This is a genomic window from Mangrovimonas xylaniphaga (assembly GCF_001280435.1).
Taxonomy (GTDB): domain Bacteria; phylum Bacteroidota; class Bacteroidia; order Flavobacteriales; family Flavobacteriaceae; genus Mangrovimonas_A; species Mangrovimonas_A xylaniphaga.
Genome location: NZ_LBIP01000018.1, coordinates 297,169 through 309,837, shown reverse-complemented (window position 1 = coordinate 309,837; position 12,669 = coordinate 297,169). Strand labels below are relative to the sequence as shown.

The following is a 12,669-nucleotide window of genomic DNA, read 5'->3' as shown; positions in this document are numbered from 1 at the left end:
ATTTAATCTTCAATGGCCTCGTAAATGAGGCGTTGTATTTCAGTTCGAATATTTTCCCTCAGCAATAGATTCTTTCCTGCCGTTGGGTACGTTCTATTTGCCAAAAATACATATACTATTTCTTCTTCTGGGTCTGCCCAGGCATAAGTTCCCGTAAAACCTGAATGCCCAAAGCTTGTCATGGACAAACAACCACAGGTAGGACCACTATCTCCCAATTGTGGCTTATCGAATCCAACCCCGCGTCTGTTATCGGCATCGCAATAGTAACAGGTGTTAAATTTCTCAATAGTTTCAGGTTTTAGATAGCGCCTACCACCATAAAATCCTTTTTGCAGATACATTTGCATGATCTTGGCCACATCATTGGCATTACTAAATACCCCAGCATGACCACCAACCCCATTTTCCATGGCTGCACCCATATCGTGCACATAGCCTTGAATGGTTTGATAGCGGTAATAATCATCCACTTCAGTTGGCACTATTTGTGAATTACTGAACAGTTTGGACGGATTATATGTGGTGTGGTTTGCTCCCAAAGCTTTATAAAAATGTTCCTGAACCAATTCATCCAAAGGTTGGTCGTAAAACTTTTCAATATATTTCTTTAAAATATAATAGGGCATATCACTATAGCGGTAACCTGCTTTGGGAAGCAATTCGCTTTCCATTATTATTTTTTGCATGGTGTCTGGATAATCATATCTTAGATAGACTTCGTCCGCGACCTTAATATTGAACTTTGGGCTCGGTTTTCGTCTGTAATACTCTGGACTTGGCTTTTTCAAGGAATCCAAAGTAGCCGTATAAAAAGGAATCCAAGGCGTTAAACGAGCACAATGCGAGAGCATTTCCTTAATTGTAATGTTCCTTTTATTGGACTCTTTAAACTCTGGAAGAATTTTAGACAATTTAGTGTTCAAACTAAACTCACCACGCTCTTCCAATTCCATCACCAAAGGTAGCGTTGCCAAAATTTTTGTAAGCGATGCCAAATCGTAGATATCATTGGATTTTACCACTTCATCTCCTTCGTAAGTGTGTTTCCCGAAATTTTTATTGTAAATCACCTTTCCTTTTCTGGCAACCAACAATTGAATTCCTGGAGTCATTTCGTTGTAAACGGCATAATTAGCAACAGAATCCAGTTTCTTTAATTTTTCTGAACTCATCCCTACACTTTCTGGCAGACCATAGCCCAACAACTCTATATCGGTATATTCCACACCAACACCAACCTTAAAATACTCACCTGCCGATATGGGCAAATGTCCTTTTGCAGGCAAAGCTCCAAATAGGATTTGCGCCGATTTTTCCTGAGCAATCTTACTGTTTTGGTAACTAACCACAATACTCTCAATGTTTTCAATAGATTGCAGATCCATTAAGGCATATGGACGAGCAAACACATCCAAAATCACGTTATTGGTCCTGGCTATTTCATATAACCAAACCAATTCTTGATTGGTAAACTGGTACGGTTTCCAAGGAGATGCATTAGATTTATGCAGACCAATGATAACAGTATTGTAATTTTGAAGTTTGGTGAGAAGTTCATCTAATTTATCTGCACTTACTTCGTGCACCTTAGTATATTTTTGAAGCTCATTTAAAAACACCGATCCATCATCATCTCCAAATTTTACATAAGCAATCTTTTTAGTGTCCAAATGTCTAATAGGTAATACCTGCTGCTTGTTACGCACAACAGTAATAGCAGATTCCATCAATTGACTATATAGCAAATCGTCCTTAAGTCTGTTAAGGTCTTCCTCCAAATGTTCTGTCTCAATTGGCACATAATGGTCCAACCCAACTTTGTATTTGGCCATTAAAATTTTCTTTACCGAATGTGACAAACGCTCTTCAGAAATCACTCCTCTGGCATAGGCTTCTCCCAATTTGGATACACCAGCAGGCACATCTTCAGACATCAACAACACATCATTTCCTGCCAAAAAGGCCGTTAGGTCCACATCACCAGATTCGCTGTAATTAGACACTCCTTTCATTTCCAAAGCATCTGTAAAAATCAACCCTTGAAATTGAAGACGTTCACGTAAAATATCGGTAACAATTCTCTCTGACAAAGAAGATGGATAGCCTTGCCTAGGTTCTAAACTAGGTACATTTAAATGTGCCACCATCACACTGGACAAACCTTCCTTAATCAACCTTTTATAAGGGTAAAGTTCTATAGAATCAATACGTCTTTCATCAAACCCAATAGTAGGCAATGTTTTATGGGAATCCCCTTCGGTATCTCCATGACCTGGGAAGTGTTTGGCATTGGCCAAAACACCAGCGCTCTGCATTCCCCTCATAAATGCCAAGGCCTTGACCGTTACATTATCGCGATCTTCTCCAAATGAACGATTTCCAATAATGGGATTGGCCGGATTGGTATTGATATCCACCACAGGTGCAAAATTGAAGTGTACGCCCAAACGCTTACAGTGCTCCCCTACTTGATACCCGGTTTGTTGAACCAAGGCATTATCCTTAATAGCTCCCAAAGTCATATTCCATGGAAAGGCATAAGTGGAATCCAAACGCATGCTCAAACCCCACTCCGCATCCATACCAATAAGCATTGGAACTTTTGAAAGGGCTTGTAGCTCATTGTTGAGTTTGGCTTGTCTTACAGGACCTCCTTTGGAATAAATGATTCCACCAATATGATGTTCTGCAATTAAATTTTCAATCTTTTCCCTTGTCTTTGCATCTTGACTAGAAAACACCTGCACCATAAACAATTGCCCAAGCTTTTCCTCCAAGCTCATACCGTTGTAAATACTGTCCACCCATTTTTGTTGAGCCACAGGATTTTCTGCTAATAAGGGATTAATTGGAGTATTGGTTTGCATTGGACTTGACTGTGCCCAAGCGTAGTAAAAACAAGATAAAAGTATGATAGAAGTTAGGGGATCTATGTATTTCATAAAGGTATTTAGGCCAAAGAATTAATTATTAGCCAAAATAATACTTTTACAAGGAAGTGTAAAAAACTTTAAGACAGTTTTATAAAGAAGCTACTAACAATACCCAAAAATAAAAAGAAGCTGCTTTTGATTATAAAGGCAGCTTCTTTTTGATATCATGATAATTTTGGACTAAGGATTTTTATAAAAATCTAGAATGCCAACTATCCTTGGCAGGAACTTCCCAATTCTCATTAAACTCGGCAATATTGGTCACCAAATTATTGAAAACGATTGTATTTTGCGATACTGCCTTGTCCTTGGCCATCTTTTTAAAATCGATTAAACTTTTGTAAGCGATAAATTCTCCCTGTTTATAGGATACGTTCATTTTGTCCAACAAATCCACATTATACTCCTTTTCCAATAGTTGAATAAAATTTACCGAAGCATCAATGGAACATCCTGTAGCCTTGTTTAAACTTTGGTTTAAAGCAATTACAATAAAGCGCTTATACATAATTTTGAATCCTGCATGCAAATCGCTGCCGTGTGCTGTCCAATTATGGATAAATTCGTCTAATTTGGTCTCCAATTCCTGAATTTCTGTATCTGTAAAAGTTCTATTGGCCTGGTAGATCCAAACTCTAGATTCTTCTGGTAATGTATCGAAATCAACTAACATAGCTCTTTGTTTTTATGCACACAAAAGTACAACTTTACATCTTAATTTAATTCACCAAATCTATATGCCTGTCGTGGTAACCCAATAAATACAAAACACCATCCAGACCAATACTTGATATGGAACTTTGGGCATTGTTTTTTACTGTTGGTTTGGCATGGAAGGCAATTCCCAAACCTGCCAAATTCAACATAGGCAAATCATTGGCCCCATCACCAACAGCAATGGTTTGACTAATATTGATTCCCTCTTCTTCTGCTATTTTTTTAAGATATTCGGCCTTTTTCTCTCCGTCCACAATTTCTCCGAGATAACCTCCGGTTAAAGCACCATCTTTAATCTCCAATTGGTTAGCATACACATAATCTATCCCTAACTCCTTTTGCAAATAGTGACCAAAATAAGTAAAGCCTCCAGATAAAATAGCAGTTTTAAATCCGTAACTTTTTAAGGTGTCTATCAATCGTCTAGCTCCTTTCGTAATTGGTAGATTTACAGCTACAGACTGAAGCACTTCTTCACTTAAGCCTTCAAGAAGCTTCATACGCTTAGTAAAGCTTTCCTTGAATTCTATTTCACCTTGCATGGCAGATTCCGTAATGGCCTTCACTTGATCACCAACACCTGCCAATTCAGCCAATTCGTCAATAACTTCAGTTTGTATTAATGTAGAATCCATATCGAAACAAACCAAACGTCTGTTTCTTCTATAAATATTATCTTCCTGAAAGGCAATATCCACATCTAAATCATGCGAAATTTCCATAAACTTTTTGGTGAACTCAGATTTATCGTCAATCTGCCCTCTAATGGAAAGTTCAATACAGGCTCTAGGATATTCTTCTTCCTTAGACAAAGAAATACGACCTGTAAGTCGTTTAATCGCATCGATGTTGAGATTTTTTTCTGAAATAACCGCAGTAACCTTAGCAATCTGCTCAGCCGATAATTTTTCACCTAAAATGGTCACGATATAACGATCCTTTCCCTGCAAATTCACCCAGTTTTCGTAGTTCTCTAAGGTGATTGGAGTAAATTTTGCCGTAATCCCTAGCTCATAAGCTTTAAAAAGTAAATCCTTTAATACCGCAGCCGATTTGGCCTTAGATTTGATTTCAAACAAAATCCCCAACGAAAGCGTATCATGAATATTGGCCTGACCAATATCCAGTACCTTCGCATCATACTCTGCCAATACCGCCGTTAAATTGGACGTTAAACCAGGTTTATCCTGCCCTGAAATATTTAAAAGGAAAATCTCATTAGCCATACTATCGTTTTTTAAACCTTATAGCTGTAAAATTCAATATTCTATTTGAAAAATAAAAGCTTTGCATTAAACAAAGCTTGATATTTAAAGATTCAGTATGATTTCAAAAGATTTGCTAATCTTTCATCAAAGAAAGTGCTTAAAACAACCTTGAAAAATGAGATTTTTTAACGCCGAATACTTAAAGGTTTTCTGCATTTGCAATCAACTCAGCAACATCGAGCACCTGAATAGAATCTTCCTTCTCTTTAGCTTTCACCCCGTCTGTCATCATGGTATTACAATACGGACATCCCGTTGCAATAATGGACGGTTGTGTTTCCAAAGCATCTTCGGTTCTTAACACGTTAATGTCTTTGTCTCCTTTTTCTGGTTCTTTAAACATCTGTGCTCCACCAGCTCCACAACATAAAGCAGTTTGCTTATGGCGCTTCATTTCAACCAAATCCACTCCTAAAGCTGTCAACAAGTTTCTTGGCGCCTCGTAAACTTCATTGGCACGCCCTAAATAACAAGGGTCATGAAAAGTGATGCGTTTTCCGTTCAAGGTAGAACTGCTCTCTATTTTCAAACGTCCATTGTGCATCAATTCTTCTATAAATTCTGTATGGTGCTGCACTTGATACTGACCTCCCAAAGCTGGGTATTCGTTTTTAAGTGTATTATAGGAATGCGGGCAAGCCGTAACAATGCGTTTCACCTCATAGCCATTCAACAATTCTATATTCATCATGGCCTGCATTTGGAAAAGAAACTCGTTCCCGGCACGTTTGGCAACATCGCCAGTACAACTCTCTTCGGTTCCCAAAACAGCAAACTCTACTTGCGCTTTGTTTAACAACTTAACAAAAGCTCTTGTTATTTTCTTAGCTCTATCATCATAGCTTCCAGCAGACCCCACCCAAAACAAAATTTCAGGTTCTTTGCCTTCAGCCATATAATCGGCCATGGTTTTTACTATAAGTTGTTCCATCTTAATTTTCGTTTTGTAGTTTATACATTCCTATGTTTAAATGTTGGAATGCCATACTAGTTTTCATCTACCCAGTTTAAACGATCCATCTGGTTATACGGCCAAGGGGCACCGTTATTCTCGATATTGCTCATCATGTTGTTCAATTCCATTGGAGCAGCACTCTGCTCCATCACCAAATAACGTCTCATTTCCAAAATAATGGATAACGGATCTATGCTCACCGGACAAGCTTCCACACAGGCATTACAGGTAGTACAGGCCCAAATTTCTTCATGTGAAATATAATCTCCCAACAACTGCTTACCATCATCTTTGAATTCCCCATTGTTGGCATCGATATTTTTACCAACTTCCTCCAAACGATCACGGGTGTCCATCATGATCTTACGAGGAGATAATTTCTTCCCTGTCAAATTCGCAGGACATTCACTGGTACAACGCCCACATTCCGTACAGGTATACGCATTTAACAACTGTACCCAACTTAAATCCTGAACATCGCTTGCTCCAAATTTTGCAGGTACTTCCTCATCTGCACCTTCTTCCGGCATGGCATAAGGATCTGCATCGGGATCCATCATCATTTTTACTTCTGCAGTTACAGCTTCAACATTGTTAAATGCTCCTTTAGGTTTTACCTTCCCAAAATAAGTGTTCGGGAACGCCAGTAGAATATGAAGATGCTTTGAAAAGTATAAATAATTAAGGAAAACCAAAATTCCCAAAATATGCAACCACCAAGCACTACGCTCTATAACATGTAACGTCCCTTCGGACGCTCCGGAAAACAATGGGGCAATAAATTGACTAATGACATTTCCAGAATGCATCTCCTGAAAATGAATGTCGGTAGCATTCATAACCAAAAACAAGGTCATCAACACCATTTCAAAGTAAAGAATGAAATTCGCATCATTTTTAGGCCAACTGGTCATTTCTGGTTTCCAGAATCTTTGTAGCTTCATGATGTTTCTTCTAATCCAAAAGATGACTACTGAAACAAACACCAAAAAGGCCAAAATTTCAAAAGAGCCTATTAAAAACCCATAAAAACCTCCCATAAATGAGAACAAACGGTGCTTTCCGGTTAGACCATCAAGAATAATTTCAAGTACCTCGATGTTGATAATGATGAATCCTACATATACTATAATATGAAGAATTCCTGCCACCGGACGACGAACCATTTTACCTTGACCCAAGGCAATCCTGATCATGTTCTGCCAACGTTGATCCTTATGATCGCTGACATCCACATCTTGTCCCAATTTAATATTACGGACTAATTTCTTTACATTTTTAACAAAATAGCCGATGCCCAGTGCAAGAGCCACGGCAAAAAGTATGTTTGGAATATAGTTCATTTCTGTAAGTGTAGTCGTTTATTCCCCTGATTCGGAATCTTTGATTAGGTTACCTTCGGCATCATATTGATCGGCTTTCTTGCCAAACATCGAAAAATGCACATAACGTTTAGGGTTTAATTTTAGGTCTTGTAATAGCTCTTCCAATTGCTTGGTAGCCCCTTCCAAGTTATCATAGAGTTTGTCGTCCTTCAAGAATTTTCCCATAGTACCATCGCCATTTTCAATTCCTGAAAGCAATTGATTCAGGTTGTTCATGGAGCTTTGTAAATCTCTTGCTGCACCTGCCAAATCCACTTGTGAAATAGAATCTGAAATTTTGGAGAAGTTACCAAAAGTGTTTTCTGCGCTGGAAAGTGTGCTTTTTAAACTTTCCTGATTTTCCGCCAATATTTTATTCAAACCGTTAGCTGTATTTTTATAGGCAACAATGGTTTGATCCAATTCTGCCAAGGCCACACTCAAATTCTTCTTGTTTTCGGCACTAAAAATAGAATTGATATTTCTTATGGCTTCATCGGCACTTACCATTACCATTTCAATTTTTTCCTGTAAAGGTGTCAAGCGTTGGTTTACCAATTCAGAAAGACCGTCTTTAGTCTTCGATTCCAAGAAGGTTTCTGTTTTTGCAGGAGCTGCACCATCAAATGCAGGGATAATGGCCACGGCCTTCCCTCCTATCAATCCAGCTTCATATAATTCGGCCGTACTGTTTTTAGAGAACTCGAAATCATTGGTGATTAATAATTTCACTACCAATTTCCCTGAACCGTCTTCCTTGAATTTAATATTTTGAACCTTTCCTACAATCTGCCCATTAATTGTTACTGGAGCAGATGGCGTCAAACCTTCAACATTATCGTAAACGGCATAATATGTACGTGAAGAATCCAGTAGGTTCTCACCCTTTAAATAATTGAATAAAAAAATAAGTAAGGCTATTCCTGAGATAACCAATATTGCGGTTTTAACTTCTCTTGAGATTTTCAATGTGAATTTGTATTTGGTTGCTCACAAAATTAGTGATAAATATATTAAGAATACTTTTAATTGGTAGCTGTTTTAAGCGCTTCGGAAAGATCTATGCGCACACCATTTTTATAGGCTACAATAAAACTACCACTGTACCCCTTTTGTTTGGCTACCTCTTGGAACTTCTGAATTTCGTTATAATCGGAAGTTTCACCGTAAAAATACTTATAGGTATTTCCTGCCTCTTCCATAGAAGACACTTCCAATCCGTTGAAATTATATGGCTTTAATTTTAATCGTTTCGAGCTTGCCGCAATCTGAACCTTAAAGGTAACATCTTTATAAACTTTGGGTAATTCCGTTTCTATTTCCAATTCTGTTTCGGTGGCCATTGCCAACTCATCATCATCAAAAATATTTTCACCTACATTCTGCTCTAGGTACTTTTTATAACTCACTACCGCATTTTTAATAGAATTCGCCATTTGACTTTGCCCTGATCCCGAGTGTAAATACTGTCCTTCTGGCTTATAAGTCAAAAAACCTACCTCAATCAAAACGCTTGGCATGTAGGTATTATGTAATACCCACAAACTGGCCTGTTTGATACCACGACTTTTACGTTTTAAAGAATTTGAAAAATTATCCTCTATCATTCGTGCCAAAAGAATGCTATTATGGGTGTATTCTTCCTGCATGATAGAAATTCCAATCATGGATTCAGGAGAATTAGGATCGAATCCTGCGTAGTGCTTCTCGTGATTACTTTCCAAAAAGATTACCTCATTTTCCTTTTTGGCAATTTCAAAGTTTCGCTGATCATTAGCTTCTCCCAGAACAAATGTCTCCGTCCCGTGGGCCGAAGAACCGTGAGCATTACAATGAACTGACACAAACAAATCGGCATCTGCCCTGTTGGCTATGGCAGCACGTTCGCGTAATTCTACAAACACATCGGTTTTACGCGTATAGATTACCTTAACATTGGGTAATCTTTCTAAAGCAGCACCTAAATCCAATACAATTTTCAAGGCAATATCCTTTTCTTTATAGCCATTTCCCAAATTTCCAGGATCATGCCCACCATGTCCTGCATCCAAGACCACCACAAATTTGTCCCGATCCTTTCTTGGTGTTGTAGCAAATGTTAAAGAAATTGTAAATAATACGATTATTGATAATAAGTACGTTCTCATAAATGTTTTCAACGACAGAATATCTTTATTTATTACCTAAAAAATTGAGGCTGAGTTAATTTTTAAATTTTAATTGAATAATAATTAATCCCAAAAAAATATATGTAATTTTGGCTTTTCAAAAACCGAGCCATACTTTTACAAAAATACATTTAAAAGCGTTGCGTACAAACATCTTTCAAATACTTTTTAGCCTAAGTTTTACAGTGCTTATTAACACTTTGGCGTTCGCTCAGGACTTACCAAAACCAGTCGAAACCATTAAACCAAAAGTAGAAAGAGACACCCTTGATGTGGTTGCCGATTCCCTTCTGGCAGCCCCCCTAAATATAAAGGAATCAGACTCCATAAGTACCGATTCCATCCCGAAGAAAAAAGAGTTCCTAACGGGTATTGTAAAGTACCGAGCACAGGACTATGTTTCCATGAACCAAAAAACACAAAAAATCACTCTGTACAATCAAGCTGAAGTATTGTATCAGGATATGGAAATCAAATCGGGAGTTATCGTAATTGATTACAGCAAAAATTTGGTTTACGCGGGAAGATTGAAGGATTCTACTGGTGTTTATACCCAACCACCTATATTCAAACAGGGAAGCAATGTAGTGGAACCAGATTCCATTATTTTCAATACCGAAACCAAAAAGGCCTTGATTTTCAATTCCAAAACCGAACAAAGTGGCGGAACCATCATTGCCGATGTTACCAAAAAAGAAAATGATTCGGTATATTTTATAAAACGAGGAAAATTCACCACTTCAGAAAATCTAGATGACCCTGAATATTACTTTTTGATGCGTAAAGCAAAGGTAGTTCCCAATAAAAAAGTGGTTACTGGCTTTACCAACATGTTTATTTATGACGTACCCACGCCAATTGGTTTACCTTTTGCGTATTTCCCTATGACCAAAACGCAAACCTCTGGGATTATATTTCCTTCTTTTGGAGAACAAAACGACAGAGGGTACTTTTTACAAAATGGGGGATATTATTTCGCTATTAGTGACTATACAGATTTAGCAGTTTTAGGAGATTATTATACCAATGGAAGCTATGGTTTACGTCTAGAAAACAATTATGCGCTCAGGTATAAATTTAGAGGAAACCTTAGTTTTAGATATGAAAATTTAATTAGTAGCGAACGTGGTTTTCCGGATTATTCCAGATCTACAATTTACAACATTAGGTGGTCCCACAGTCAAGATTCCAAAGCCAATCCAAACTCGCGCTTTTCTGCCTCGGTTAACTTAGGAAGTAGTAACTACTACCAACAATCCATTAACCAATACAATGCTGCCAACTTTTTGAATAATACCATGTCTTCCTCGATCTCCTATTCCAAGACTTTTCAGGGGGAGCCACAAACAAACTTGAGCCTTACTGCCACTCATTCTCAAAATACTCAAACCGAACAGATCAATATGACACTTCCAACCTTACAGGCTAGTGTTGGTCGTGTTTTTCCATTTGCACCAAGGGAAGGCACCAAAAAGGGCGCATTTCAAAACATCAATTTTCAATACAATGTTCGGGGGGAAAATAGAATCCAAACCACCGATTCATTGTTCTTCAAACAAGAAATGTTTGATGATGCCAAAATTGGTATGAAACACAGCATTCCATTAAGTACCAACTGGAAATTGTTTAAATATTTCAGTATGAGTGCCAGCACCAATTTTGAAGAAAACTGGACCCTTAATACTATTAAGAAATATTATGACGAATTTGAAGACGAAGTGGTTACCATAGACCGTAAAGGTTTTGACAGCTTTAGAACCTACAACTTCGGGACTAGTTTAGGAACGACTATTTACGGTTTTTGGGATTTCAAATTGAAAGATCGAGACCCAAAAATACAAACTATAAGGCACATTATGCGTCCTTCGGTAAGTTATAACATCAATCCGGCTTTCGACCAATATTATGAAACCTACGAAGTGATTTCCGCAGACGGACTTACCACAAGAGAAGTAGAATATAGCCGTTTTGAAGGTTCTATTTTTGGATCTCCAAACAAAACCTATGGAAGCTCTGTAGGGATTTCCCTTTCCAACAATTTAGAGGCAAAAGTTAAGGATAGAGACTCTACAGCTACCGAAGCTAAAAAAGTGGTTCTATTGAACAACTTGAACTTCTCTACTTCCTACAACATTGCAGGAGATTCATTGAACTGGAGCCCTGTAAGGGTTTCGGGAGGAACACAAATTTTAAACAACAAGATGAGCATCAACTTCGGGATGACCTTAGATCCGTATGCTCTAGACAACAATAATCGTAAAATAGATAAGTTCAATATTGAAAATGGAGGAAGCTTGTTCCGTATGACTTCTGCCAGTATGAACATGAGCTACACCCTTTCCAGTGACACATTTAAAGGGGAGACCGAAGAAGACAAACGCGCCATTGAGGACAATGTAAGAAGCGGTGGACGTGCCGATGACCTTTTTGGGAAGAATGAGGACTTTGCAGATAAACGCTTGAATGATGATAGCGGTAAATCCAAAGCCGATGAAAACTCCGAATTCTATAAATATGAAATTCCTTGGAGTTTGCGCTTGGCCTATGCCGTGAACTACTCCAATTCTGCTAGGCAAAATGAAATCTCTTCTCATTCCTTAATGTTCTCTGGAGATATCGATTTGTCGCCTCGTTGGACGGTTGGTGCCTCTTCCGGTTACGATTTTAAAAATCAAGGATTCACTTATACCCAATTACGCTTTGAACGCGACCTTTTAAGCTGGAGAATGAACTTTAGTTGGATTCCATTCAGTAGTCGTAGCTCTTGGAATTTCTTTATCGGGATTAAATCAAGCCTACTTAAAGATCTTAAATACGATAAACGTAAACAACGTGACCAACAACTATAACATCATGAAAACAATCATCAACACTCCTAAAGCCCCTGCGCCAATTGGCCCTTATAACCAAGCCGTGTTAACGGGAAACACCCTTTACACTTCTGGGCAAATTGCCCTAAATCCAGACACTATGGAATTGGTGATGGATGATATCCAAACCGAAACAAAACAAGTGATGGAAAACCTTAAGGCCGTTCTGGAAGCAGCCGACATGAGCTTTGAGAATGTAATTAAATCTTCCATCTTCATTAGCGATATGGATAATTTCTCAAAGATAAATGAGGTTTACGGTGCTTATTTTGATGAAGCTACAGCTCCTGCAAGAGAAACTGTTCAGGTAGCAAAATTACCAAAGGCAGTGAATGTGGAAATCAGTATGATTGCAGTTAAATAAGGATTAAAATACAAAATAAAAAAGGCC

At 38.0% G+C, this 12,669-nt stretch carries 9 protein-coding genes; 2 read left to right on the top strand and 7 right to left on the bottom strand.

Features of this window, described 5'->3' with window-relative positions; genetic code table 11:
* Positions 1-2 precede the first annotated feature (2 nt).
* The 7 genes from ZA06_RS12415 to ZA06_RS12385 all read right to left on the bottom strand — a co-directional run bounded on the left by ZA06_RS12415 (position 3) and on the right by ZA06_RS12385 (position 9,387).
* Entirely contained in the window at positions 3-2,945 is a 2,943-nt protein-coding gene (locus ZA06_RS12415; RefSeq protein WP_053977789.1) for a glycoside hydrolase family 3 N-terminal domain-containing protein, read from the bottom strand.
* Between the two features lie 181 nt (positions 2,946-3,126).
* The gene (locus ZA06_RS12410) at positions 3,127-3,609 is read right to left on the bottom strand and encodes a hypothetical protein (protein ID WP_053977788.1); all 483 of its coding nucleotides are present in this window, start codon (positions 3,607-3,609) and stop codon (positions 3,127-3,129) included.
* Between the two features lie 46 nt (positions 3,610-3,655).
* The gene (serB, locus tag ZA06_RS12405; protein ID WP_053977787.1) at positions 3,656-4,879 is read right to left on the bottom strand and encodes a phosphoserine phosphatase SerB; all 1,224 of its coding nucleotides are present in this window, start codon (positions 4,877-4,879) and stop codon (positions 3,656-3,658) included.
* A 181-nt stretch (positions 4,880-5,060) separates the two neighbouring features.
* Positions 5,061-5,852 carry a (Fe-S)-binding protein gene (locus ZA06_RS12400; protein ID WP_053977786.1) on the bottom strand — a complete coding sequence of 264 codons (792 nt, stop codon included), beginning with the start codon at positions 5,850-5,852 and terminating at the stop codon, positions 5,061-5,063.
* Between the two features lie 56 nt (positions 5,853-5,908).
* The gene (locus tag ZA06_RS12395; protein WP_053977785.1) at positions 5,909-7,219 is read right to left on the bottom strand and encodes a (Fe-S)-binding protein; all 1,311 of its coding nucleotides are present in this window, start codon (positions 7,217-7,219) and stop codon (positions 5,909-5,911) included.
* An 18-nt stretch (positions 7,220-7,237) separates the two neighbouring features.
* On the bottom strand, positions 7,238-8,209 hold the full coding sequence (locus tag ZA06_RS12390) for an MlaD family protein (protein ID WP_053977784.1): 972 nt from the start codon (positions 8,207-8,209) through the stop codon (positions 7,238-7,240).
* Between the two features lie 56 nt (positions 8,210-8,265).
* Positions 8,266-9,387, bottom strand: coding sequence for an N-acetylmuramoyl-L-alanine amidase family protein (locus tag ZA06_RS12385; RefSeq protein WP_053978085.1), 1,122 nt, complete (start codon positions 9,385-9,387; stop codon positions 8,266-8,268).
* A 110-nt stretch (positions 9,388-9,497) separates the two neighbouring features.
* On the opposite strand from ZA06_RS12385, the gene ZA06_RS12380 reads away from it, so the two are divergent.
* Positions 9,498-12,257, top strand: a complete 2,760-nt coding sequence (locus tag ZA06_RS12380; protein WP_053977783.1) for a putative LPS assembly protein LptD — start codon at positions 9,498-9,500, stop codon at positions 12,255-12,257.
* A 4-nt stretch (positions 12,258-12,261) separates the two neighbouring features.
* Positions 12,262-12,642, top strand: coding sequence for a RidA family protein (locus tag ZA06_RS12375; protein ID WP_053978084.1), 381 nt, complete (start codon positions 12,262-12,264; stop codon positions 12,640-12,642).
* Positions 12,643-12,669 lie beyond the last annotated feature (27 nt).